This window comes from Bradyrhizobium sp. C-145 (assembly GCF_023375135.1).
GTDB lineage: Bacteria > Pseudomonadota > Alphaproteobacteria > Rhizobiales > Xanthobacteraceae > Bradyrhizobium > Bradyrhizobium zhanjiangense.
This window is the reverse complement of sequence record NZ_CP088150.1, coordinates 7,978,447-8,002,583: the sequence shown is the minus strand read 5'-3', so window position 1 is coordinate 8,002,583 and position 24,137 is coordinate 7,978,447. Positions and strand designations below refer to the sequence as shown.

Here is a 24,137-nt window from a genome sequence, read left to right as displayed (position 1 = left end):
TCTCGGATGCGACTTCCTGATCTCTGTTAAATTCGTCCTGATGCTGCGGGAAAACGCCTTCGCGCCGAGCTTTGAAACTAACAATCGCGGGGCCAATGGTTGCTTGATAAATGTTCCCCATGCTGACAGCGCCGGCTCTGACATTGCTCCTTGTAGCCGTTGTTGTCGGCCTGGGCATCGCCTTCGTGTTGGTGCTCTGGGAGATCGAACAGGCGTCCAAACCGCGACGCAGCAGCGATCGGTTAGCTGCAACGGCGCCGCAACGTTTGCCAACACGGCGCCTTCCCCATCGAGAGTGGGAGTGTGAAATGACCGGACTTTCTCGTCTCGAGTCCCAGTACGATGCGTTCCTATTCGCGTCGGTTTGCGAGACAGATGAGATGACGTTGAGCGTCTTGTCCGTACTCGCGCGTCAGGACGTCGATCCATGGCAAGAGGCCGCTTGCTTGACCCAGCTTTCCAGGGATCAGGCGATAAACAGCCTTGCTTCGAAGATATGGAAATCGAACAGCGATCGGTGGTCGCCGTCGGAAGCAAGCATACTGGCGGCTCGTTTGATCGAGCTTCTTCCCTCACATAGCCGCCGCCATTCCAGCTCACTCTGGACGGACAACGGCAACGGCAGGCTGACGTTTTGGGTGGTCGCTGGGATGTTATTTATGTCAATGGCCATATCGGCAAATAGCGTGCGGAAAGTGACCAAGGACTCCAGCGCCCCGGCCCATAGCGTCAGCATGGCTGTACAGGAAGATGCGGTGACGCGATCGTCGCGCGGGATTGGAACAGACTAAGACATCGAAGATACGGGAGGAATATCGATGAGCAAGAGAATTGTTGCCGAGAACATCAAGCTAAAACGCGCATACGATTCCGTTGGCTCGGGCGATGGCACTCGAATACTGATCGATCGTCTGTGGCCTCGTGGCGTCAGAAAATCAGATGCTGCGATCGATCTCTGGGCCAAGGACATTGCTCCCAGCACCGCGCTGCGGAGGTGGTTCGGACATGATCCTGCTCGCTGGCACGAGTTTCGACGCCGCTACTCGGAGGAGATACATCGGAATCGCGACCGACTCGGGGAACTACGCGCCCTCGCTCAAAAAGGACGGATTACACTCGTTTTTTCAGCGCATGATGAGGTTCGTAACGACGCCGTTGTTTTGAGAGAGATCCTTCTTGGTCGAAACATCCCACGAGGGGCGCATCTTCGCTGGCGGTCGCTATGACGGTAGCTAATCGTAGCTTGGACGGCCGCACGTCATGCTTCGGACGCTCCTCCGTTTGAATGCGCTCACCGCGTTCATATGTTCTTGGACTGCCGTGACCTTTGGAAACAGGCTGGCTGATATGTCGATCATGGAAAACAGACCCACCAATCAAGTCACACGTTCAGACTTGCCTTTCCGATCTCGTAATGGTGCCGGGCGCGCCTTCATCGACCACCGAGCTCTTGCGTCTTGCGTCAGGAGATCGAGCGATCTGAGATTGTTGCCGCAGAAGCGGATCGTCGCTCATCGCGGCAGGAACTCGCGCCTCTTTCATCGACCACGACTCACAAAGGAGTCGAAGGTTCGATTGATCCGTCCCGGGAACGTCGGGCAGATCAACCTATCTCGATCCTTTCGCCGCTTGGCAGCGCGCTATTGGGGCTCTCGATCGACTGCGTCGACTATGCGGGTCAGGAACGCAGGCTAATCGTTTGTTCGTTCTTTCGCATCGAGCAAAGGTATGAGCGCTATGCCAATCCTGGGCACCGCGCTCCCTTCGGACTCCGATACCGGGCTAGACGGCGCGCCTGACCTTGAGCACGGTCAGCTCACGCTTTTCGCCGGTTCTGGTATGGAATGAAATAGTCTGATTGACCGAAAGCCCGAGAAGTGCAGCGCCGACCGGCGTCAAAACGGACACGCGCCGACGTGTGATGTCGGCATCTAGCGGATAAACCAGAATGATTTCCTGAACCGTTCCGGTTTGTTCCTCTCGAAATTCAACCTGGCTGCCGAGACTGACGATGTCCGGACGCAATGTTTCCGCCGGAAGGACATGCGCACGATCGAGTTCCTCACGAAGATACTCGCATACTTCCATTATCGGCCCGCGGGTCAGCAACGAAAGCGCAGATAGCTTGGCGAAGTGGTTCGCATCGATGGCAATTGGCGGTCTCTTTTCGGCTGTCCTGTCACGATGCATGTCGTACTCCCTAAAGTTAGTGAGCGATTGATCTCGTTCCAATCTAGGCAGCCTGGGGACCGTCGTCATCGGGCCAGCGCGGATCGGGGGAAGCCCGAGCGGCCTTGCGGCGAGCTTTGAGCGGAAACAGCAAGGGTGCGCCCGCCGGCGCGACCACATCCTCGACAATAACTGAGTGAAGTCCACCCTCGTTACTGAAGAATTTTATACGATGCCCGATGCTTACTCCGAGAACGGCGGCACCCAACGGCGAAAGTACTGATAGACCGACTTGATCGTTTCTGAGCCCGTCTGGATAGACCAGAACTCTGCTTTCAGACTGCCTGCTGCCATCGATCCTATATGTTACCCACTCGTTCATGCGAGCAACGCCGTCAGGTATCTTGTTAGTGTCGAACACAACGGCCCGACGAAGCTCCGACATCAGAAACCTGCCGACCGGATGACGCTCTCTCACAGCATTAGTAGCCAGTCGTTCTAGACGCGCATAGTCTCGTCGCGCGACGAGGATTGGAGGCAATTGCCCGGCCATGTCGACTCCCAATGATGTCATATGAAAGACACGCACCATTTGATAAGGGACAACGAAGCTTGCTACGATCCCTCGCGTTCTGAAGGGTTAAGACACATCCGTCGCATCTTGCGGGCAAGGTCGACGAGGCCGTCGGTGAAATCGCCTAGTGCGTTCAGTTGATTTCGATAATGCGCACCTGAAAACTCGATCGCCTCCATTCCAGTTTTCGCGCCAGCAAGCTGCGCTAAATACTCGAACGACCGCAGTGCACTGGCGCCTGACAATTTCATGCTCTTAAGGTTATGGTCAGCAATAGCCGCAACTGCGTTGCCGGCGGCTGTCATATACAACCGGCCTATCTCTCTTGTTTCCATCGTCGCTTTCTCCTTCTGTCACAATAATCTCGATCTTTCGGTCGAAGCACGGATCGCCATCAGTATTGGTACGTGACAGCTTTCGTAGGCTAGGCCGTTAGATCGCGTTGCCGTCGCCTAGCGGCGAATCCACGCGTGGGGCTCAAGCGCGAAACGATCGCGGAGTGCTCCGGAACGTCGCAATCAAGCAGGACAGCATTTGTGTGGAAACTTAAGCCCGGGCAGCAACAAAGGCAGCCCGGGCTACTTGCCGACTTGCAAGAGGCCCGCGCGACAACAATACGTTTGATCAAGCGCAATGATAACCATAGCGATATATTTGGCGAGATATCCCACGAAATCAAGCTGTCGAAGTAGCCCGCGCCGTTTTGTCGCTAACTTAGCTGCGCAATTCCCGTTCTCTAGACACCACCGCATCATAACGGAATCGAAAGGTATCTAGTTGATCGTTTCGGCGGTTCGCGTTTCTTACTTCGCCTAAGGACGCCGGCTCCTGTGCGTTTTGCTGCAGCACTGTGCGGACGCGAAGTCGCCAATGACAGTAGAGAGCTCTACATGCTGAATGGCCTAGAACGATTTGAAGCGCAGCGTGGCACTGCGAGGACACACCCGCGGCAACAGTCAGGCGACTTCAACGCATTGCGTTTCTCTCCATGGCTAGTTCGGCCTGCAAGCTGGCGAGGTCGCGGTAGATCGACGCGACCGCAAGTACGCGGTCCTTGCTTTTGTATTTCAGCAGGCAATCCCGGGCGGCGATGCTGCCGTCGACAGCAATCTCGTCCCACCTTTCGGCGTGACCGACGTAATTGATCGGCACGTCGTAATGCTGGCTCCAGAAAAATGGCACCGCATCGAACACCTCACGTGCTCCCAACATATTGCGGGCCGCAGCCTGTCCCTGGCGCTCCGCCACCACCCAATGCTCGACCCGGATATTTGCGCCCGAATGCGGATCGGGCCAGCGCGCGATATCGCCCGCTGCGTAGATTCCAGGGATGCTGGTTTCGAGAAAGGCATTCACGGTAACCCCGCGTTCCAGCGAAAGACCGGCCTGCTCGGCCAGGCCCAGCCGTGGACGCACGCCGACGCCGACGACCACAGCGTCGGCCTCCAACACGCCGCCGCCCTTTAGCGTCGCGCGTTTGCCGTCGATCGCGACCACGGTATCTCCGAGATGGAAGATGACGCCGTGCTCTTCGTGCAGCGCTCGCACGAAGTTTCCCATATCGGGCCCAAGCACGCGCTCCATCGGCCGTTGCTCCGGTGCAACGACGTGGACCTCCATACCTCGCGCACGCAATGCCGCCGCGACCTCGAGGCCAATGAAGCTGGTACCGATTACGATTGCGCGGCGCGCGCCGTTCAGAGACTCGATGATCGCTCGGCAATCCGCAAGCGAGCGCAGCGTATGGACATGCGGCTGGTCAGCGCCCGGGATCGGCAGCCTCACGGGCTCCGCACCTGTCGCCAGCAGCAAGCGGTCGAAAGGAATATCGCTACCGCCTTCAATGGCGACATGGCGTGCCTTGGTATCGATCGAGACGACCTCTGTATTGAGCCGCAGATCGACACGGGCTTCAGCGTAGAAGTTGCCCGGACCCAATGGCAACCAATCTTCTGGCGCGCTGCCAGCGAGATAGTCCTTAGATAGGTTCGGTCGATCGACTGGCGGTGCGCTATCGTTGCTCAGCATGACAATGCTGCCGCGAAACTCCTGCCGCCTCAGCATCTCCGCCGCGGCGAATCCCGCCGCTCCACCGCCGACGATCACGATCTTGCCGGGTGCATCAACGGGGCCCTTACCGCGCGACTTTGGCTGTTGGCGCTTTCTCCGAACGAAGATACGGTCGTCCTCGTAGTCGACTTGCCAGACCACGAGCGGGGAGAGCGCCGGCGCGCGGGTTGCTTCGCCGGTCCGCATATCGAAACAGGCGTGGTGCCAGGGGCAGCGGATGCTCTCGGCAACCACAAGCCCTTCGGCGAGCGGCCCGTGATAGTGACTGCAATAAGCGTCGATGGCAAAAATCTCCGGGCCGGAGCGCACCAGCAGAACATCCTGATCGCCGACATGCCCAAGTAGGGTCTCGCTCGTGAACATGCTAAGCGCGATGCCATGCGCCAGATCCGGACCGTTAGGCTCAGCTTTGTCCGCCATGTTCCTCTCCTTCAGAGGTTACACTTTGCATTAAACAGCCATCCCGAGGAATTCCTGGCGCGTCAGCGCACTGTCGCGGAAGCACCCCAGCATACGGCTGGTTACCAGATCCGTGCCAAGCTTGTGCACACCGCGGGTGGTCATGCAGTGATGCGTTGCCTTGATAATCACGCCAACACCCTGCGGCTTAACCACATCGTTGATGGTGTTGGCGATTTGCGCCGTCATCTTCTCCTGAATCTGTAGGCGCTTGGCATAAACGTCGACTACCCGGGCCAGCTTGGAAATGCCGACCACGCGGCCATCCGGGATATAGGCCACCCAAGCCCGGCCGATGATCGGCGCAATGTGGTGCTCGCAATGGCTTTCGAAGCGAATGTCCCGCAGCACGATCATTTCGTCATACCCTTCGATCTCCTCGAAGGTCTTTTGAAGCATTTCAGCGGGATCCTGGCCGTAACCCGAGAAATGCTCCTCGAATGAGCGGGTCACACGAGCCGGCGTTTCGATGAGACCGTCTCGGTCAGGATCTTCGCCGGCCCATCGGATGATGGTTCGGACCGCTGCTTCGACTTCCGTTCGACTCGGCCTTTTAAGTTCCGGTTGTGATGCTCTGCGATCCAGCATATGCACATTTGGATTCATCCGTATGCCCTTCTACGGCCGACGTCGAAGCGACGCTTGCTTCCATATCGAAGCCTCTTAGATGGTCTGCGAGCAGAAAGGTTCCGGAGGTCAGCGGGACAAAGAGAGCGGATTTCAAAAACTCAATCTGCAACGAGCGTTTTAAACTTCGCGCTTCCTCTGAACAAACGAAATTACTTGAGAGTTAGAAGCAGAGTTCATGCGGGGTGGAGGACGGTCAGCGCGAGCGGGTCTTCTTTCTGTTCCGACTGACTTGTCATCGCCGCATGCGTCTACAAGACAAGGATGAGATAACAATGCACTAGACCTTGTGCGCCGGCGCGCAATGCCTGCTTGCATCCCTCTGCAGCTCCGGTATGGACCGCCAACGGCAGGTCAAGCTGCTGCGCGGATTGTTCGAGACCCAGCATTTCATCTTCGAACCAGGTCACTATGGCGAGATCGTCGCCGGCGCTTATATCCGCCGGTGTTCATGGTCTTGATCAAGTTGCCGCCGAAAGCGTGCTCCACGCGGAGCAACTCGCGAATCCTCGCCGGCGAGTCCGCAACTGGACAGTCCCATATGGCATCGGCACGGGAAACGGGAACATGCCTTGCAGGTCGCCGTGGCCCGCGGTTGCGCTGATCATGTGAGCAACAATCAGACGCGGTCCCCGAACTAGGCCGCTGTCGATGGCGTCTCGCAGGTTGACGGGGGGCCCGTTCCGGATCCAGCGCGCCATATCGCGAGGTGGCGTGAAGCTATAGCGCATGAGTGCAACCGAAGAGATCAAAGCTGGTGCATGAGCTTTCCTAGCCGGCATGCGGAGTGCAAGCGAAGTGCGTGCACATTGCGCTCGCTCCGCTGACCGGATGATCCCGTTGGTAGGTGAGATCGATATCACTCGAAACAGGACGTTCGGTTCTTCGGCAGCTTCCGTCGCGGGTCTGGGCCCCGATATCGATATGATGGTCACGGCCGGAAACTCCAGAAAATCAGCGCCCGCCGCGAGGACGCATTATCTCTGCTGAAATCCAGCGGGCTCGCCGCTGAGCTGTCGCGCGATGAGCGGAAGGTGTTACGAATGTAGGGTGGCAACGAATAGGGCGCGCGCCGGAGGTCTTTTCGTCGCGGCGTGCAGAACACGGTCCACTCGGTGCTGGTTCCGCTGTGCTGGCCGTTTCCGCCTTCGCGCGTTTGATCGATCATTATCTCTGCATCTCTGCCAACGAGATCAATCCACGTTTCCGCCCGACCTCGACGCGAGTGCCCTCGACTGACGCGGCGGTTTAGACAGTCGTCTGTCCTTCGTCGCCGGTGTTGCGCCTCGGGGTGATTTGAGAGGCTGGGCTGCTACGCGTGACCTTTGGTGGATCGCTGGCCGGGAATGTTTCCTCAAGCTGACGGTTCAACTCGTCATCAAGTTCACGCTTTTCGCGCTGTTCGCGCGTTTCGTTTTCCTTGGGCATTGCGCGACCTCCGTTTTGGATTTCTGCTCCGCGACGACACGACCCGCGCCCCCCGAAGACGATAACGCCCGCTGACCAGGCACTGAGTAGGCGGCCTTACTTGCCGGAAGCAGCGCTTTTATGACTCCCAGGCGCATTTTTTTGGACGCTGGCGAGCGCCGGGGAGAGCGTCCAGACGACCTGTGGATCCGCCGATATCTAGGTGGGCCAGATCCAATATGATACCGTGGCGAACGCTGCACGCGGTTTACGATGAACCAACGTGCAATCCGGTGAACCATCCGAAGGATCGCGAGGTGAAAGCCTCCATCGATGCGCGCCAATTGGCCCCGGACCGGTGATCGATCTGTTTGAGGACTCGGACGTTCCCGGCGTGCGGTTCTTCCGAAAGCCACCGAAGCGATCCTTAAGCTGATCAAGCGTTCCTCAGGCATGCCAATTGTCCGCCCATACGCTTCTTCGCCGCCTGCAAGTTTCCCACGGGGTGGGCCTCTTGATCTCGCTACACGGTTAAACCGGCGAGTTTCATGATCACGCGGAAGATCAGCGCAAGAACACCAAGCGCGACCACACTCGCAACCCAGATCAGCACGAGCCAGCAGAAACGGCGCGGCCATGACTTTTGTTCGATCTGCGCGAACTCGGTCAATGATAGCCGTCCCCCGGCGTTACCTTGCCGCGAAACACATAATAGGACCACGCGGTATAGACCAGTATGATCGGGATGATGAAGAGCGCGCCCACAAGCGTAAAGCCCATGCTCTGCGGCGGAGCCGAGGCCGCCCGGATGGAGATGTCCGGTGGAATGATGTTCGGCCACAGGCTGATCGCCAGTCCGCTATAGCCGAGGAAAAGCAGCATCAGCGCGAGCAGGAACGGCGCGGCGTGCGTCGACCCCTTCAACATCTTTAAGAGAAGCCAGGTCGTGGCCAGCACCAGTACAGGCACCGGGGAGAAAAAGAGCAGATTTGGAAACGTGAACCAACGCTCCGCGACATGCGGATGATCAAGCGGCGTCCAGAGGCTGACGAGACCGATCACGGCAAGCAAGACTAGCGTGATAGGCCGCGCCAGCGCGATCATCCGCTGCTGTAGGTCACCCTCGGTCTTTATGATCAGCCAAGTGCTCCCCAGTAGCGCATATGCCACGATAAGTCCAAATCCGGTGAAGATACTAAAGGGCGAAAGCCAATCGAGTGGATCACCCGCGTAAGCGCCGTCACGTACGGTGAAGCCGTTGATGAAGGCGCCCAGCGACACGCCCTGAAAATAGGTGGCTAAATAGGATCCCCACATGAAGGCGTGATCCCAGAACGGCTTGTGGGTCTCATCCGCCTTGAAGCGGAACTCAAAGGCAACGCCGCGCCAGATCAATCCGGCCAGCATAAGGATCAGGGGAAGGTAGAGCGCGCTAAGGATGACTGCATAGGCCAGTGGGAACGCCGCCATCAGCGCGGCACCGCCGAGCACCAGCCATGTCTCGTTGCCGTCCCAGACAGGTGCCACCGTGTTGACCATCGTGTCGCGGTCCTCCCGATTCCGCACAAAGGGAAACAGGATGCCGATGCCGAGGTCGAAGCCATCCATGACGACATACATCATCAGACCGAAGCCGATGATAATCGCCCAGACTATCGGAAGATCGATGCCCATGTGTATCAGCCTCCTTGCCTGAAGGCGGGATCAATAGCGTCGGGGGCGGCAGACAGCGGCCTGGCCGGACGGCGCTTCTGCAGCAGATCGGCGTCGGTGGTATCGTCAGGCTCGCGTTCTTTCGGTCCACGGCCGACAAGCCTCAGCATGTAACTGACCCCAGTGCCGAACACCACAACATACATGACGATGAAGATGATCAGCGTCGTTGAGAGTACCAGCGCCGCATGGTCGGAGACCGCGTCCTTGGTGCGCATGACGCCATAAATCACCCAAGGCTGGCGGCCGATCTCGGTTGTATACCATCCGGCGAGGATTGCGGTCAGTCCGGATGGGCCCATCACAAGCGCAAAGCGCAAGAACCAGCGCGATTGGTACAGGCGCTCGCGCCAACGCAGCCACAGTCCCCAGACACCGAGCAGCAGCATCAGGAAGCCAAGCCCTACCATGATCCGAAAACTCCAGAACACGATGGTCGAATTCGGACGATCTTCCGGGGCAAATTCCTTCAGTCCGGGGAACTGGCCGTTCCATTCATGGGTGAGAATCAGGCTGCCGAGATTGGGAATTGCTATGGCGTAGCGCGTCAACTCGGCCTCCATATCCGGCCATCCGAACAGGATGAGCGGAACGCCTTCGCCCGGCTTGCTTTCCCAGTGACCCTCCATCGCCGCGATCTTGGCCGGCTGATGCTTGAGTGTGTTGAGACCATGCAGGTCGCCAATCAGAATCTGCAATGGCGCAACCGCCAGCACCATCCACATCGCCATGGACATCATGGTCCGTACTGCGCGTGTGTCGTTTCCTTTGAGCAGGTGCCAGGCACCGGAGGCACCAACAAACAGTGCGGTCGAAAGGAACGCAGCGATGGTCATATGAGCGAGGCGATAGGAAAATGACGGATTAAAAATGACCTGCAGCCAATCCACCGGCACCACGCGGCCGTCGATGATCTCGAAACCTTGCGGCGTTTGCATCCAGCTGTTCGACGCCAGAATCCACGACGTCGAAATCAGCGTGCCAAGCGCCACCATCACGGTCGAGAAGAAATGGAGCCCGGGCCCGACCTTGTTCCAGCCGAACAGCATCACGCCGAGGAATCCCGCTTCCAGAAAAAACGCTGTCAGCACCTCATAAGCAAGAAGAGGACCGGTAATGCTCCCGGCGAATGATGAGAAATAGCTCCAGTTTGTGCCGAACTGGTAGGCCATCACCAACCCGGACACGACGCCCATCGCAAAATTGACGGCGAAGATCTTAGACCAGAAATAGTAGAGCTCGCGATAGACGATTTCGTTCCGCCACAACCACAGCGCTTCCAGAACGACGAGATAGCTTGCCAGACCAATCGTAATGGCCGGAAAGACGATGTGGAAGGAAATCGTAAAACCGAACTGAATGCGGGCGAGTTCAAGCGCGGTCAAATCGAACATTGCGCACCTCTTACGAACGCTGGGACGTTCGGGCCTTTGACAATAGTATCGGGAACAAACAACGCTTGATTATCCTAGTTACGCCAACTCAGCATGCAATGGCACCCGACACGATGCGTTCGATCCATCTCTCTCGTCACATGGGGATCTCGCAGGCATCCACAAGCGGCTATCTCTTCTGGGTACCGAAATCTGGGCGGTTCACGAAAGGATTGTCGTTCAGTGTTGGTCGGACTGCGCGACGTTACATTGCCGCCAGCTCGCGAGCATCGCCGGCCATGTGAAAGAATGGAATCGTCTGACTAGCCGAGGGCGCCAGCGGGGATCATCGCGAAGACGCGCCTCTGAGGCGCGCCAATTTGCCGCTGGTATCGCAAAGCCTGCGCCCCATTCGCGGCCCCTGATTCACACGCGACCGTGAGTTTCGCGTGGCTCGCGCAATTTGCAGGACGCATCAATTTTTATGATGCTAACGCGCAAATTTTGTCGCTTGTCAAATGCGCGCGAAAGACAAAAGGTGAAACCAACGTGGATGGAAATTGAACCGAAGAGGACCGGTAACTGCTCGAAGTGATGCACTTTTTTGGCGCAACCAAGCCGCCCGGTCGCGAGGGACCCCAGACGAGAAGAACGACCGAGGGATTCCATGAATGATGACAAATCAACGGAAGTCATGAATGGCCCGGCAGATCTCGCTGACGCGGTTCTTGGAACGGTCTCGGACGCGATCATTGCCGCCGATAGGGCGGGAGTAATCAAATTCTGGAATCCGGGAGCAGTTCGGATTTTTGGCTTTACCGCAGAGGAAGCCCTCGGGCATTCCCTCGATTTGATCATTCCGAAGAATCTAAGAGCCCGCCATTGGAAGGGGTACTATCGCGTGATGGAAACCGGCGAAAGTCGTTACGACCACGACGACCTGTTGTCGGTGCCTGGAGTGACTAAAGATGGCCGGCGTATTTCTGTCGAGTTTACAGTTCTGCTATTGCGAGATGAGATGGAGAAACCGATTGGAATTGCAGCGATTATTCGAGACGTCACGAGGCGCTTTGAAGAAATCTGAAAACTGAAACGTCAGGCGATAGAGTCCAAGGCGTGACAATGAATATCGACCACGTCGCACTTCACTATGATGGCCCGTCTAAACTTCCGCCGGTGACGATTTCGGAGACCGATCGAGCAAGACTGGTCTCAGCCGCGACTGCCGCACTGACGGATAGGCTTGCGTCGCCGGCCGCCTCAAATCTGCTGAGAGAGATTAGCCGAGCCACTATTGTCCCTGATGCCCTACTTCCAGAAAATGTGGTCGCCGTCCACTCACACGTGGACGTGCACGACAACCTAACCGGTACAACTAGCCAAATAGTCATCGTTTTTCCAGACGAGACGTGCACCAAGCCAAATGAGGTTTCAGTTTTGACCCCGCTGGGGGTCGCCATAATTGGCTTATCTGAGGGTGCTTCGGTTGATTGGTGCACAGCCAGCGGCGATCGAAGCAGCAAAACGGTTCTTCGTTGTTGGCGGATTCCAGAGTGCGCTGGCCATCATTGATTGCGCTAGGCAGCGCCAGCGCGCGATCAATGAACTGGCTCCAATGCTATCCCAATGGAAGAGGGGAGCTCAATGGCCGCGTCTTTATACCCTCCATCGTCGCGCGAGCCGGCCGAGAAGCGCCGGGCGCTCGCTCCCGATATTGAGAACGCTTTTCAAGCGTTTAGTCAGAAGGTCTTCGCCGACAGTGCGTTGTCGAAAAAGACAAAGCGCTGGAAAAGGCGCGAATGGCAGTCAAACCTGAAACGCGGAAGTGGCGATGGAGACTGAATGCGCCGGGTATGATCATGCCGAGTATAGCCGTCGCCGCGGCTCATCGTGCGAGTGCTGCGCATCGCTGCAGTTTGACATTCCGGACAAAGCCTCTATCTATGAGTTATCATGTTTAGGTTCGCGAGATTTCGTCGTGGCCTGCAACGCGCAGGTAACCTGATCGCGGGCAATTAGCCCCGAGCTCAGCGCGCGCTGTCGCATCCCGGGCTCGGGGAATCTCACCAAAACAGCTGAGCCGCTCCGACCCTCGGTGGTCCGTTGCACGTCGAGTGCATCAAGCCTCGGATGACTACACCGACGCTCGCTCGACGACGGCTCCGGGCCTTCCGCCTGAAGCGGTGCCATTGCGAAATTACGCTCGTTGCGAAACTACAGGAGACAATAATGTCGACGCATCAGAAGACTGGCGCGCGAACCAAACACCTCAAGCCCTCCATTACGCTGACGGCCAGCGACCACGAGCGGCTCTCCGACCTCGTGCGCGCAGCGATGAACAACATGCCCGACGTGGCGTCCGGCCTCGCCGACGAAATCGAGCGTGCGCATGTTGTGACAAAAGGCCGCCATCCGATTGACGCGGTTTGCATGGGATCCGAAGTGAAGTTCCGCGACGACACGAGCGGGAGAATTCAAAAAGCGATCCTTGTCTATCCGGACCAAGCTGACATCTCCCAAGGCAAGATTTCTGTACTGACGCCGATCGGAACTGCTCTGATTGGGCTTCGGGCGGGGTCTTCCATAACTTGGGAAACGCGGACCGGCGAGCTTAGGCGGCTTACCGTGCTTGAGGTACGTGAGACGCTGCCGGCCTGAGCATTGCGCGAAGAGCAGCCGCGCGGCGATGCGCCGTGCGGCGTTAAGCCAGTAGACGTCGTGGGCGCGTCTGGCATGATGGATTGCTCTACCAGGGAGAGCCTCGGGCAGTTTGGCCCGAGTTTGGCGTGCAGCGACTCGCATCGAACTCGGGCATCACAAAATAGATCCCACCGCGATCCAATCCAGCTCGGCTGGATAGCCGAGTGGTGGGGCATTCTCCTTCACTCAAGGTAAGCCGCGCTGTCGACTATTCGACTTCCGCTTTCGCGACCGCGCGCAACACGGTAAGCGCTGCACCCAATGTAGTAGCCTCTACGTTCGTTGAGTGGGCGGCATAGACCGGAAACGAGAAGCGGGGCGCGCCAGGGACCAGATGTAGTTTTCCCGATGCTAGATGGGGCTGAACTGCATGCATTCGGAAGTAACCAGAACCACCCTCCAACAGAACATAGTTAAGGCCCAGGGGCCCAAGATTGGCCACTAGGCTGGGGGTGATATCCGGAAAACTTACCGCATGGTGAAGGGAAAAATCTGGTCCCCATTCGACGTGAACGTATCTCGGATCATTTGCGCGATATGTCCTGAGGTCGGTTGTTACCAGAACGAGCTCCTCCTCAATCAGCAAGTCTATCTCTAAACCAGGTCGATGCTGGGGCGCGTACATGATCGCGATATCCACCAGTCCGGCCGCTACGTGCGTTATTAGATCTTGCGGAACATCGACATGAACGCGCAGCGCTATGTCCGGATGCGAGCGTCGCATCATCCTGACCCATTCGACCAGAAGCGGCTGCCACAAGCTGACCTCGCTTCCAACCGTCAAAACCGCGCGGTGTCCTTCGGGTACCGCTACCTGCTGTTTTGCGCGCTGCCACAGTTGCACGAATGTCGGAGCGTAACGAAGGAATTGTTCGCCCGCCGGGGTGAGGCTCGCGCCGGCCTTATTGCGAACGAAAAGCGGTCGCCCGAGCTGCTGCTCAAGGAGGCGTACACGCGCGCTGACCGTTGTTTGGGCGACATGCAGACGGTCGGCGGCTTTGATGAAGCTTCCGGTAGAGACGATCTCTAAAAAAGTCCTGGCAAGCTCAATATCCATGCGTTGATAGCATAATTAATGAGGACAAATGTCAATGAAATTCGTTTGTCTGCACTGTTGTTCGATGAGAGGCTAATTGCATCACCGGTGACAGGAGAATCTGGTGCTCAAGTCTGTCCCGTCATCGAGGAAGCAGCTAACGGTTAGCTTCGATTTTGGAGCAGAGAGAAGAAGTTGAATCCGATCTCGACGCTAGTACTTGCTTTAGCCTCGCTCGTGGTCAGCCCAGTTCGAGGCCAAGATGCCATCCCCGGTGGCCGCCCTGACGCCGGTGCGATCGTGTTCAAGAAATGCATGGCCTGTCACCAGATAGGCCCTAATGCTCAAAATGGAATTGCACCGGTGCTAAACGGCGTCGTTAACCGGCCAGCGGGTCAATATCCAAACTATAACTACTCATCAGCGAACAAAAATTCAGGTTTGGTGTGGGACGAGCGGACATTGTTCGTCTATCTACGTGCGCCTGCGAAAGTCGTACCGGGCACAAAGATGATCTTCTCCGGTCTGAAGAGAGATCAGGAAATATCGGACGTGATCGCTTACCTGAAGCAATTCGCTGCGAACGGCACACAATCGAGGTCGAGGTGAGGGTGTACGCCGGCTATTCACCCGAACAGGGATCCCAATGAAAGCAGCCTGTCAAACTTACACACGCTAAGGTCGTAACTCGCGGAGGTAAAGTGTATGGGTTTGCCGAACGATCGTCCTATGTGTCCGGTCTGCAGGCATAAGATGGCGCTGGCGCGCATTTCGGCTGGCCGGCGGGGGTTTGAGATACGTACGTTCGAATGCTCGACCTGCGGTCGGACGGAAAATATCTCGCTCGCCGTTGATCCCATGAAGACGAACGCCGTGGGTTGGTTTGCAGCGGACTTTCCTGACATAAAGATGATCTTCTCCGATCTGAAGAGATCGCGAAATTCGCTTACTTGAAGCAATTCACTGCCGGTGCCGATGGAAGACACAGTGGTGAGCATGGGCCGCTGCGCCTTTAGCCGGTGCGGAACACTAACGAAAGAACTTGCCATGGACGAGAAGCCAGACACCATTAGCGAAGCAGTCGGCGTCTTTGGGAGCGCGAATGATCTTCAGGCGGCAATCGACGAACTCCTGAGCTCCGGCTTCCATCGGGCCGATTTGAGTTTGCTCGCCAGTGAAGAGGCGGTGAATGAAAAGCTTGATAGCGGCTTTGCAAACGCGCGCGCCGTGCAGGACGACCCGGTCGTTCCGCGAACGGCGTATGTCTCGCCTGAGGCCATTGGGGACGCTCAAGGTGGCATAGTGGGTGGCCTTGCATATGCAGGAGCAACCGTTGCCGCAGGCGCAGTGCTTATTTCCGGCGGAGCAATGGTCGCCGGGATCGTCGCGGCAACATTAGTCGGCGGAGCAGGAGGAGTCATCGGCGCGCTTCTGGCTAAGTGGCTGGGTGATAACCATGCGCAGTATCTGCAGACGCAAATCGACCATGGAGGTCTGCTACTATGGGTGCGAACCAGGGACGCTAAGGCCGAGGATCGCGCAGTAAACGTCTTGAAGAGACATTCGTCACGAGATGTTCACGTGCACACGCTGCCGCAGCCGGCTGCCCGGGTTCAGTTGGAGGCGCAGGAGCTCCCGCATCGATGAAGGAGGGAAATGCCTCGGCGTTCCCGTGGCCCAGATCTTAACCTTGGCAAGAACACAGTGCGTTGTTTGCGCCGATTGGCAGGAAAATTACAGTAGTTCGAAAGACCAGCGGAGGAAACGATATGCGTAGAACATTGTTAGTCGTGCTCAGTACAGCGTTCGTTGGGGGCGACGGGGATTGCGCAGAGCACGCCTCCCAGTTCCGATCTAACTCTGCCGCCAGCGCTTGAGGCGAGGATGCTGAAGCTTCCGCGCACCATCAGGCTTGACCCCTCGGATACGTTCGTGTTTGACCGAGCGGCCGATCCGGGCGAATGGGCCGTCTCGGGGGCTTTCGTATTCGAGGATTGCAACGATCCAACCGCTCTTGGCCAGAAGCAACGTGTGGCGTTGCGCTCGGGCTTTCTCGGCATCGAAAGCTTGGGTTGGTCGACGCTTGCCATCGTAACCGAGGCGACGGAGACGGACATCCTAGATGCTGTTGAGCGTCTCGCCGCGCAACTCCAGGCGCAGTTCGGCGCGCCTGATCTTCAGGTTGCTCGCGTAGCTGCGGAAGAAGAGGTCGCGTTTGCGGCTTCACTTTGCGATCATTCGCCGCAGACGCTGCTCGCTGTGCAGCGCAGTCTCGAGAACGGTGAGTTGCGCGAGCAGTTTCGTACGCTGAAGCCACGGGAACCAGTGAAGGGTGTCGATCGATTGCACGCGCATGCGCGCGCCTTCACCTTCTATGAGGTTGAAGGTGAAGAGCAGGCCGCGGAACATATCGATCTTCGCGGTCTGATAATCGCCGATCGCACATGAGAAATCCCATTGGGCAAGCACTTCGTGTTGCTCATCATCCATGGAGGGTCAGGGAAGGAGCCCCGTCGGCCGCCGAAGTGTCACGCTTTCACTGAAGATAACAGTTCAAGCACGACTCTTTCCGGCTACAAATCCAATGGCGTAGGCTACGAGCGTCGTTACTATGTCAAACCACGAACGGCGCTTGTCTCTAATTCATGCCGACCAGATTGTGTCCCGGATCGCCGACGCGCGTCTCGCTCGTTGAAAATGCGACGTCGACCGTCTCTTGTTGAACATGAAGCACATAGGAAGCCCCGACTCCGATCGCTGCCGCGCAAATCACTGCTGCAATGAAAGCTTTCATGACGTTGCCTCCAGAAGATGACGTCTCCAACCTAGTGCGTGCAGGGTACAATGCAAGAGATGTCGTGTCATGCCCGCCGACACTGCCCGCCAGTTATTGGCTCGTGACCGAAGACCTGATTAAGGATGTCGCTTATAGGATACGCGAAATTGAGACTCGTTCATCTTCGAAACTCGATATTGCTGAGAAGCCGACAGCGAGTACGCTGGGCCGCGCTCATTGGTTCTAAATAGTACCGAAGTGGAGTCGCGAAATGAGCCTGACGCACGCTAACTCTCCCTGGCCAGTTGAAATTCGCGTTGCGAAGGATCGTCGTACGCTGCACGTTGGGTTCGACGATGGTGCATCCTTCGACCTTTCCGCAGAACTGTTGCGAGTGACGAGCCCCTCTGCCGAAGTCCAAGGTCATTCTGAGTCCGAGCGCAAGACGATCGGCGGAAAGCGAAATGTTGGGATCCTTTCAGTCGATCCCATCGGAAACTATGCGGTACGCCTCGGCTTTGACGACATGCACTCGACCGGGATCTTTTCCTGGGCACTTCTGCATGAGACCGGGCGCAATGCGGGACCGCGATTCCAATCGTATCTGGATGATCTTGCCGCCAAGGGCCTCGATCGCGACAAGCCCGGCGTCCGTTAGCAGTTCGAACCGTGTTTATTCTGGAACTAACGGGCCGCTCAGTGGCAAGCCACACATTTCAAGACGTTTTCGTGGATCCCGGCGTCGCATGACGTGCGATCATTCTGCGACTTCTCTATGTTCAACGAGTTTTGCGTCAGACCGCTTTCTGCTGCCGTAGAGGCTGGCCGCCAACAGCCACGCTGGCATATTCGCTGTCTCGCCCCATATGCTGACTAGCGCAAAGTCATGGGACCGGGACGACAGTCTCGCCGAAGCTGCAGAAAAGGAGATATACATGCCGGACGTCGGACATCAGTCGAGCACACGGGGGCTTGCACAGAAGCGCAAGGAGTTGTCACCTAATGCTGAGGCCGCTTTTCAAAACTTCAGTCAAGCGGTTTTCGCGGGCGGCGCGCTACCTACCAAGGTTAAGCAGATCATCGCCGTCGCGGTGGCACATGTTACCCAATGCCCTTACTGCATTAAGGGGCACACGAAGGCGGCGCTGCGGGATGGCGCCTCGCAAGAAGAGCTGATGGAGGCGATCTGGGTCGCAGCTGAAATGCGAGCAGGAGGGGCTTACGCTCATTCTCTTCTGGCAATTGAGGAAATGAAGAAAGCTGCGGCGACGAATGCGTGAGCCGACGATCGCCGTGGATGTCTGGCCGACTTCTCGTCACTGACGAATACCCCAAAGTCTATCTGGCATTGGGTGGAACTAGCCCGTAGCCGATGTTGCGGAACACCGATGCCGCCGCTCTGCGCTCAGCGAACCAGTCCAGCGTCATCAGACCCCACGGGTTGACATTGAAGGATGCAAGCGTAAAGCGGTCCTTGTCATCTTGGCACTCACGTCCGGGAAAGTGCTGCGCACGAAACCGCAGAATCCCCTGATAAGGCTTCCGATCCGGAATTTGGAGGCGGTCGCGTGAACGTAATAGCAGCGCTCGTGCGGATTCCCATCGGCGTCGTGGTTGAACGATGTAAGGCAAATTCGCCGTGGTCTGAATTTATCTGGCGCCCGACGGCAGTGCTTGGCGGCCTCCCGGACGCGGATCCATGGACGCAGCTTGCGAGCGATGAAGAAAGCGTGACCTTCTACGCAGGTGCGGCGGAGATCGAGCTTTATCGCACCGAAACGGAAAACTACCGAAATAATCTCGTCTCGGCCGTGCCCTCACTGTGGGTCGCACTGCTCTCAACCGCAGGCGATCCCCCGTATGAAATTGCCGCCGTCACGGCGGACCCAGCAGAAGGGGAGGCTTTGACAGAACCGGGCCAAGGAATTGTGGAAGCCGTGCCGATGCCCGCCTCGGTGCGTGATACCATTGTCTCGTTTATCGCCGAACACCATGTCGAGCGAGCCTTCGAAAAGCGTCAGCGCAACCGGGCGGATCCGGAAGCGTTGGCACGGCGTGGCCCGCAATACAGGAGCGGCGATGAGTAATGATCTGGAGTTTCTGGCGCGATGGTCCCGCCGCAAGCATCACGCGGCTACAGAAATCACGCAATCGAAATCGGAGCATGCCCCTGATGATCTTGTCCCTTCGGCCGCTTCTCTTGCGCCGGGCGAGATTAGACTGCCGTTCGACCCTACGAGTTTTCCTAGAATCGAATCCATCGCTGCCGAGTCTAATATCCGCGCCTTTCTCGGAGCCGGGGTACCCGTCGATTTGGCACGTGCGGCGCTTCGTCGCGTGTGGTCGTTAGATCCTGCGATCCGCGACTTTGTCGGCCTGTCGGAGAACTCCTGGGACTTCAATGCATCAGGCGCGATGACGGGCTTCGGACCAATCGACGGGGAGGAAGTCGGGCGGCTCTTGACGCGGCTCGTAGGAGAGCCGGACACCATAGCCGCTGCGGTGCATCGTTCGCTCTCGGCTTCTCCCGCGAATGATCCTCAGATACAAGCACGCGAACCCAGGATGGTCGAGCAACAGGGGCCAAACCTCGAATTGGTGGCGCCGGATTCAGCTCAAGATCAACGGCCGGATTTGGATAAGACCAGCTCAGTGCAGCACAGCACGACGGAGCCGTCGCTTCACAACGTGGACGTATCTCAGCCGAACGCCGATCTGCGAACCTGCCGCGAAGTCATAGTGGCGCATTGCCTACGTCCGGTAATGCGCGGAAGGAGACGCACGACAGTGAGTTTCCAGCCTCTCTAGAATTGAAATAAGTCGAAATAGTCGACCAGCCCGACGCGCATTCGAGAGTCTCAGTGGATTGGGCTTGGGACGTCGCGAGCATTTGCGTGCCCGAGGCATTCGCTCTTTTGGGGGCATGGCTGAGAATAGCTGACTTGGAGCGTTAGGGTTGCTCCGTCTCTGTTGCGTACGAGTTCCGATCGCGCGAGCAGATTTTCAACGATACTGCACATGTTGATCTGGCCGCAATTCGGCCGGTCCGTGCACGCACCAAGCTCTAGCAGGAGCGATCTCTACGAAACGTTTCTAGAGCTCGGTGTTCCTAATATCTCTAACAAGAAAACTGCATTCAATTCTCAATAGAATTCGATTGTCTCATGTGTCCGCTGATGAGAGGGTCCTGCAAGTCGACGTTGCTGCGCATGCGTACTGAGCGAGCGATTGGCAGAGCGCACAGTCTGCGCATTTGGTGAGAGGCTAACGGGATGACCGGGCTTATCCGAAGTGGCGTACCGCAAAAAACGAAAAATCAAACAGGCGAGCAGAAAACTCAGGAAGCAGGCCGGTCAGTTGGTGGCGCTCTCGAGCTGGCACCTTTGATCGGTCCTGTGCCGAGCTTGTCTAGCGTTCCGAAGCGCGAGTTGTCAGTTGAAGCCGTGATGGATCTCGCAAGCGAGATCTTGTGGTCCGAACCTAGCCGCGAGCAACTGCTCGGGACCGACGACGTCGACGCGAACCGCGCCCAGGAATATTCGCTGCTCGCTATGCTGCTGGCGCGTCCACCAGATCGAGCCGCGCTCAGTCGGATTGCCAAACTTCACGGCGATTCGACGCCGCTCGGCCTCGCGCATCTGGCTCTTGCGTGTGCAGCCGGAAATGCCTGCGCGGAAAAGGTCGATCGCGAGTACTTTGACCTCTTTATTGGCGTTGGCCGCGGCGAGTTGCTTCCCTACGGATCATACTATCTCACAGGCTTTCTTAACGAACGGCCGCTGGCGCGATTGCGCGAGGATCTCCGCGCGCACCGCATTGAACGCACCGAAGGACAGGCGGAGCCGGAGGATCATGTCGCCATTCTTTGCGAGATTATGTCCGGTATGGCCAGTGGTCAATTTCCAATAGCCATTCAGACGCAGCAGCAGTTCTTCGCGAAACATCTCGCCCCCTGGATTGGTCGTTTCTTCAGTGATTTGGCGCGAGCCGAGGCGGCTGAGTTTTACCGTGACGTGGGAACGCTTGGCCGTCTCTTCCTGGAAATCGAGGCAGAGGCGTTCAGGCTGTGAGGAAAAGTGCGCATCGGGAGGACGCGAGAATGCATACGATAGACAGGTCGTCATTCGGACGTCGTCAATTCCTTCGTGCACTTGGCGCGGGAGCGGCGGTCGCCGCCACGTTGCCGCTTGCTCCAGAGGCGAAAGCCGATAGCGAGAGCACCGACGAAAAGCGCAAGTCTCGCTACAAGGAAAGCGATCACGTGAAAGCCTACTACCGCGTCAATCGTTATCCGAGCTAAAGGAGGAAACTGTGCTGATCAAGAGGACGGAACGCGAAAAGCACCGGAGCTCGCTCGCCGCCTTCGTCGGTGGGGCGAATGAGCGTCTCGATCGTCGCGCCTTTTTGAGCCGCTCGGGCCTTGCAGCGGGCGGTTTCGCGGCTCTAGGAGCGCTGCCGCTCGTCAGCGTGCGCAAGGCGAAGGCCGGTCCGCCGCCCGCGGCAGGCGCTGCGGTCACCATCCATAAGAACATCTGCACGCATTGCGCTGTTGGTTGCACGGTCACTGCGGAAGTATCCAACGGCGTATGGATCGGACAAGAGCCGAGTTGGGACAGTCCGATCAACCGAGGCTCGCATTGCGCCAAGGGAGCTTCGGTGCGCGAGCTGGTGCACAGCGAACGCCGGCTAAAATACCCGATGAAGCTCGTTAACGGCGAGTGGTCTCGTATCAAATGGGACCAGGCGATCGATGAGATCGGCGACAAGATGCTGGAAATCCGTCGAAAATCCGGGCCGGAATCGCTCTATTGGATGGGCTCGGCGAAATTCTCCAACGAAGGCGCGTATCTCTTCCGAAAAATTGCGGCGTTCTGGGGCACCAACAACAACGACCACCAGGCGCGCATCTGTCATTCGACCACCGTCACCGGTGTGGCCAATACCTGGGGCTACGGCGCGATGACCAACAGCTTCAATGATGTCCGCAACTCCAAGACCATGGTTTTCATGGGCTGCAACCCGGCGGAGGCACATCCGGTTTCGCTGCAGCATATGCTTGAAGGCAAGGAACTCAACAGGGCGAACTTCATCGTCATCGATCCGCGGCTGACGCGCACCGCCGCACACGCAAACGAGTATGTCCGCATCCGTCCCGGTACCGACATTCCGGTGTTGATGGGGATGATGTGGCACATCTTCAAGAATGGCTGGGAGGACAAGGAGTTCATCAAACAGCGCGTCCACGGTTTCGAGGAAGCGCGCAAGGAAATAGACAAGTGGAATCCTGAAGAGGTCGAACGGGTCAGTGGAGTTCCGGGCGCGCAACTCGAGCGGGTCGCCAAATTGTTCGCGACCGAGAAGCCCTCAACCCTGCTCTGGTCCATGGGCCAGACCCATCACACGGTCGGCACCGCGAACGTTCGCGCCAGCTGCATGCTATTGTTGGCGACTGGCAACGTCGGCAAGCCGGGGACCGGCGCCAACATCATTCGTGGCCATGACAATGTGCAAGGCGCGACGGACATTGGCGTCGATACCGTGACGACGCCGTTTTACTATGGTCTCAGCGAAGGTGCGTGGAAGCATTGGAGTCGTGTTTGGGAGGTCGACTACGATTATCTGGTCTCCCGCTTCGATTCCAAAGAAATGATGGAAACAGCGGGCATTCCCCTGACGCGTTGGTTTGATGCCGTTCTTCTGCCCAGAGACCAGGTGGACCAGAGCGACAACGTGCGAGGCATGTTCGTACAAGGACACGCGAGCAACAGCATCACGCGTATCCCGGAATCAATGAAGGCGTTGCCGCAGCTTGATCTGCTGGTTGTCGCCGATCCGCACCCCACCACCTGGGCCTCGCTTGCCGTGGCGGCCGGGCGCAAGGACAACATGTATCTGCTGCCGATTTGCACCCAGTTCGAAACCTCCGGCTCGCGCGTTGCGTCCAATCGCTCGCTGCAGTGGGGCGAGCCAATCGTTAAACCAAGCTTCGAGTCCAAGGACGATTATCAAGTTCTCTACTTAATAGCCAAGAAGCTAGGTTTCGCCGATCTCATGTTCAAGAACATCAAGGTCGAGGGTGATCGCCCGGTCCCCGAAGATGTCCTGCGCGAAATGAATCGGGGAAGCTGGAGCACCGGCTACACCGGCCAGTCGCCGGAGCGACTGAAGGCGCACATGAGGAACCAGCACAAGTTCGACCTAGTGACCATGCGCGCACCCAAGGACGATCCGGAGGTTGGCGGCGACTTCTATGGTCTGCCCTGGCCGTGTTGGGGCACGCCAGAGATCAGGCATCCCGGCTCTCCCATCCTCTACAACAGCGACGTTGCTGTCATGGACGGCGGAAATGGATTCCGTGCGCGATTTGGGGTGGAGCGTAACGGCCAGACACTGCTGGCCGAAGGTTCATATTTGCCGGGTTCGGAGATTAAGGACGGCTATCCCGAGTTCACGATGGGTGTTTTCAAGAAGCTGGGCTGGGACAAGGATCTTACGCCCGCAGAGCTCGCGACAATCGAGAAAGTCGCAGGCAGCCCTGACAATATCGACACGGTGTCATGGTCGACGGATCTTTCCGGCGGCATTCAGCGTGTTGCTTTGAAACACGGCTGTTCGCCCTACGGCAACGGCAAAGCGCGGACCGTGGCTTGGAACCTGCCCGATCCGATTCCCGTCCACCGCGAACCTATCTACACGCCGAGAATTGATCTCGTTGCGAAGTATCCGACGTTGCCCGATGCGAAGCAGTTCAGACTGCCGAATATCGGGTTCTCGGTACAGAAGAGTGCAGTCGATAGAGGCATTGCCAGGGCGTTCCCGCTGATCGTTTCGTCGGGTCGCCTTGTCGAATACGAAGGGGGTGGCGAGGAGACCCGCTCCAATAGGTGGCTCGCCGAGCTGCAGCAGGAAATGTTCATCGAAATCAGTCCAGCGGATGCGGCCGAACGCGGAATCGAGGATGGCAGTTGGGTCTGGGTCACAGGAGCTGAGAACAGCGCTAAGGCAAAAATGAAAGCGCTGGTCACTGAACGCGTCGGCAAAGGCGTGACCTGGATGCCCTTTCATTTCGGTGGCTGGTTCGCCGGCGAGGATCTTCGGTCCAGATATCCACAGGGCGCCGATCCGATAGTGCTCGGCGAAAGCGCCAACACAATCATGACCTACGGCTACGACCCGGCTACCGGCATGCAGGAGCCCAAAGTCAGTTTGTGTCAGATCAGCGCGGCGTAAGGA

The 24,137-nt window shown here is 57.6% G+C and carries 28 protein-coding genes; 16 read left to right on the top strand and 12 right to left on the bottom strand.

The annotated features are described in order from the left end of the window. Window positions 1–119 precede the first annotated feature (119 nt). Both LRP30_RS37610 and LRP30_RS37605 read left to right on the top strand, forming a co-directional pair. Window positions 120–791 (top strand): hypothetical protein, encoded by a 672-nt coding sequence (locus LRP30_RS37610; protein WP_249758085.1) that lies wholly within the window; start codon window positions 120–122, stop codon window positions 789–791. Between the two features lie 27 nt (window positions 792–818). Next, window positions 819–1,226: a DUF488 family protein gene (locus tag LRP30_RS37605; protein WP_249758084.1), complete on the top strand. Its 408-nt coding sequence runs from the start codon at window positions 819–821 to the stop codon at window positions 1,224–1,226. 556 nt (window positions 1,227–1,782) lie between these two features. Here LRP30_RS37605 and rnk (LRP30_RS37600) read toward each other — a convergent pair. From rnk (LRP30_RS37600) to folE, 5 genes are all read right to left on the bottom strand, one after another. Next, window positions 1,783–2,190: a nucleoside diphosphate kinase regulator gene (rnk, locus tag LRP30_RS37600; RefSeq protein WP_249758083.1), complete on the bottom strand. Its 408-nt coding sequence runs from the start codon at window positions 2,188–2,190 to the stop codon at window positions 1,783–1,785. A 43-nt stretch (window positions 2,191–2,233) separates the two neighbouring features. After that, entirely contained in the window at window positions 2,234–2,722 is a 489-nt protein-coding gene (locus tag LRP30_RS37595; RefSeq protein WP_249758082.1) for a GreA/GreB family elongation factor, read from the bottom strand. A 62-nt stretch (window positions 2,723–2,784) separates the two neighbouring features. Beyond that, on the bottom strand, window positions 2,785–3,078 hold the full coding sequence (locus LRP30_RS37590; protein ID WP_249758081.1) for a hypothetical protein: 294 nt from the start codon (window positions 3,076–3,078) through the stop codon (window positions 2,785–2,787). A gap of 631 nt (window positions 3,079–3,709) precedes the next feature. Next, the gene (locus tag LRP30_RS37585; RefSeq protein WP_249758080.1) at window positions 3,710–5,233 is read right to left on the bottom strand and encodes an FAD-dependent oxidoreductase; all 1,524 of its coding nucleotides are present in this window, start codon (window positions 5,231–5,233) and stop codon (window positions 3,710–3,712) included. A gap of 30 nt (window positions 5,234–5,263) precedes the next feature. Further along, complete coding sequence (folE, locus tag LRP30_RS37580; RefSeq protein WP_249758079.1) at window positions 5,264–5,878, bottom strand: GTP cyclohydrolase I FolE; 615 nt, start codon at window positions 5,876–5,878, stop codon at window positions 5,264–5,266. A gap of 356 nt (window positions 5,879–6,234) precedes the next feature. Here folE and LRP30_RS45140 point away from each other — a divergent pair, with 356 nt between their 5' ends. After that, complete coding sequence (locus tag LRP30_RS45140) at window positions 6,235–6,360, top strand: hypothetical protein (protein ID WP_256477644.1); 126 nt, start codon at window positions 6,235–6,237, stop codon at window positions 6,358–6,360. Between the two features lie 470 nt (window positions 6,361–6,830). Here the strand turns inward: LRP30_RS45140 and LRP30_RS37575 are convergent, their stop codons facing one another. The 5 genes from LRP30_RS37575 to LRP30_RS37555 all read right to left on the bottom strand — a co-directional run bounded on the left by LRP30_RS37575 (window position 6,831) and on the right by LRP30_RS37555 (window position 10,413). Then, complete coding sequence (locus LRP30_RS37575) at window positions 6,831–7,067, bottom strand: hypothetical protein (protein ID WP_249758078.1); 237 nt, start codon at window positions 7,065–7,067, stop codon at window positions 6,831–6,833. Window positions 7,068–7,147: 80 nt separating this feature from the next. Next, entirely contained in the window at window positions 7,148–7,327 is a 180-nt protein-coding gene (locus LRP30_RS37570; RefSeq protein ID WP_249758077.1) for a hypothetical protein, read from the bottom strand. A gap of 502 nt (window positions 7,328–7,829) precedes the next feature. Further along, a complete protein-coding gene (locus tag LRP30_RS37565) occupies window positions 7,830–7,976 on the bottom strand; it encodes a DUF2474 domain-containing protein (RefSeq protein WP_249758076.1) in 147 nt (48 codons plus the stop codon). Then, window positions 7,973–8,980 (bottom strand): cytochrome d ubiquinol oxidase subunit II, encoded by a 1,008-nt coding sequence (gene cydB / locus LRP30_RS37560; RefSeq protein ID WP_249758075.1) that lies wholly within the window; start codon window positions 8,978–8,980, stop codon window positions 7,973–7,975. The genes LRP30_RS37565 and cydB overlap by 4 nt, the downstream gene beginning before the upstream one ends. A gap of 5 nt (window positions 8,981–8,985) precedes the next feature. Further along, window positions 8,986–10,413, bottom strand: a complete 1,428-nt coding sequence (locus LRP30_RS37555) for a cytochrome ubiquinol oxidase subunit I (RefSeq protein WP_249758074.1) — start codon at window positions 10,411–10,413, stop codon at window positions 8,986–8,988. A gap of 646 nt (window positions 10,414–11,059) precedes the next feature. Here LRP30_RS37555 and LRP30_RS37550 point away from each other — a divergent pair. The 3 genes from LRP30_RS37550 (at window position 11,060) to rnk (LRP30_RS37540) (ending at window position 13,050) form a co-directional block, all read left to right on the top strand. Beyond that, window positions 11,060–11,476, top strand: a complete 417-nt coding sequence (locus LRP30_RS37550; RefSeq protein WP_249758073.1) for a PAS domain S-box protein — start codon at window positions 11,060–11,062, stop codon at window positions 11,474–11,476. A gap of 560 nt (window positions 11,477–12,036) precedes the next feature. Then, on the top strand, window positions 12,037–12,234 hold the full coding sequence (locus LRP30_RS37545; protein WP_249758072.1) for a hypothetical protein: 198 nt from the start codon (window positions 12,037–12,039) through the stop codon (window positions 12,232–12,234). A 387-nt stretch (window positions 12,235–12,621) separates the two neighbouring features. Beyond that, window positions 12,622–13,050, top strand: coding sequence for a nucleoside diphosphate kinase regulator (gene rnk / locus LRP30_RS37540; protein ID WP_249758071.1), 429 nt, complete (start codon window positions 12,622–12,624; stop codon window positions 13,048–13,050). A 250-nt stretch (window positions 13,051–13,300) separates the two neighbouring features. On the opposite strand, the gene LRP30_RS37535 is transcribed toward rnk (LRP30_RS37540), so the two are convergent. After that, window positions 13,301–14,149 carry a LysR family transcriptional regulator gene (locus LRP30_RS37535; RefSeq protein ID WP_249758070.1) on the bottom strand — a complete coding sequence of 283 codons (849 nt, stop codon included), beginning with the start codon at window positions 14,147–14,149 and terminating at the stop codon, window positions 13,301–13,303. Between the two features lie 174 nt (window positions 14,150–14,323). Between LRP30_RS37535 and LRP30_RS37530 the strand changes: the two genes are divergently transcribed. From LRP30_RS37530 to LRP30_RS37520, 3 genes are all read left to right on the top strand, one after another. Continuing rightward, window positions 14,324–14,737 (top strand): cytochrome c family protein, encoded by a 414-nt coding sequence (locus LRP30_RS37530; RefSeq protein ID WP_249758069.1) that lies wholly within the window; start codon window positions 14,324–14,326, stop codon window positions 14,735–14,737. Window positions 14,738–15,175: 438 nt separating this feature from the next. Then, window positions 15,176–15,775, top strand: coding sequence for a hypothetical protein (locus LRP30_RS37525; RefSeq protein WP_249758068.1), 600 nt, complete (start codon window positions 15,176–15,178; stop codon window positions 15,773–15,775). A gap of 237 nt (window positions 15,776–16,012) precedes the next feature. After that, window positions 16,013–16,576 (top strand): DUF6505 family protein, encoded by a 564-nt coding sequence (locus LRP30_RS37520; protein WP_249758067.1) that lies wholly within the window; start codon window positions 16,013–16,015, stop codon window positions 16,574–16,576. 190 nt (window positions 16,577–16,766) lie between these two features. On the opposite strand, the gene LRP30_RS37515 is transcribed toward LRP30_RS37520, so the two are convergent. Then, on the bottom strand, window positions 16,767–16,922 hold the full coding sequence (locus LRP30_RS37515) for a hypothetical protein (protein WP_249758066.1): 156 nt from the start codon (window positions 16,920–16,922) through the stop codon (window positions 16,767–16,769). Between the two features lie 253 nt (window positions 16,923–17,175). Between LRP30_RS37515 and LRP30_RS37510 the strand changes: the two genes are divergently transcribed. The 7 genes from LRP30_RS37510 to LRP30_RS37480 all read left to right on the top strand — a co-directional run bounded on the left by LRP30_RS37510 (window position 17,176) and on the right by LRP30_RS37480 (window position 24,134). Further along, entirely contained in the window at window positions 17,176–17,562 is a 387-nt protein-coding gene (locus tag LRP30_RS37510; protein ID WP_249758065.1) for a DUF971 domain-containing protein, read from the top strand. A 277-nt stretch (window positions 17,563–17,839) separates the two neighbouring features. Further along, a complete protein-coding gene (locus LRP30_RS37505; protein WP_249758064.1) occupies window positions 17,840–18,184 on the top strand; it encodes a carboxymuconolactone decarboxylase family protein in 345 nt (114 codons plus the stop codon). A gap of 288 nt (window positions 18,185–18,472) precedes the next feature. Then, window positions 18,473–18,991, top strand: coding sequence for a DUF3305 domain-containing protein (locus LRP30_RS37500; protein WP_249758063.1), 519 nt, complete (start codon window positions 18,473–18,475; stop codon window positions 18,989–18,991). After that, window positions 18,984–19,712, top strand: a complete 729-nt coding sequence (locus tag LRP30_RS37495; RefSeq protein ID WP_249758062.1) for a DUF3306 domain-containing protein — start codon at window positions 18,984–18,986, stop codon at window positions 19,710–19,712. The genes LRP30_RS37500 and LRP30_RS37495 overlap by 8 nt, the downstream gene beginning before the upstream one ends. Window positions 19,713–20,176: 464 nt before the next feature. After that, on the top strand, window positions 20,177–20,974 hold the full coding sequence (locus LRP30_RS37490) for a molecular chaperone TorD family protein (RefSeq protein WP_249758061.1): 798 nt from the start codon (window positions 20,177–20,179) through the stop codon (window positions 20,972–20,974). A 29-nt stretch (window positions 20,975–21,003) separates the two neighbouring features. Next, window positions 21,004–21,204, top strand: a complete 201-nt coding sequence (locus tag LRP30_RS37485) for a twin-arginine translocation signal domain-containing protein (protein WP_249758060.1) — start codon at window positions 21,004–21,006, stop codon at window positions 21,202–21,204. Between the two features lie 11 nt (window positions 21,205–21,215). Next, window positions 21,216–24,134: a formate dehydrogenase subunit alpha gene (locus tag LRP30_RS37480; RefSeq protein WP_249758059.1), complete on the top strand. Its 2,919-nt coding sequence runs from the start codon at window positions 21,216–21,218 to the stop codon at window positions 24,132–24,134. Window positions 24,135–24,137 lie beyond the last annotated feature (3 nt).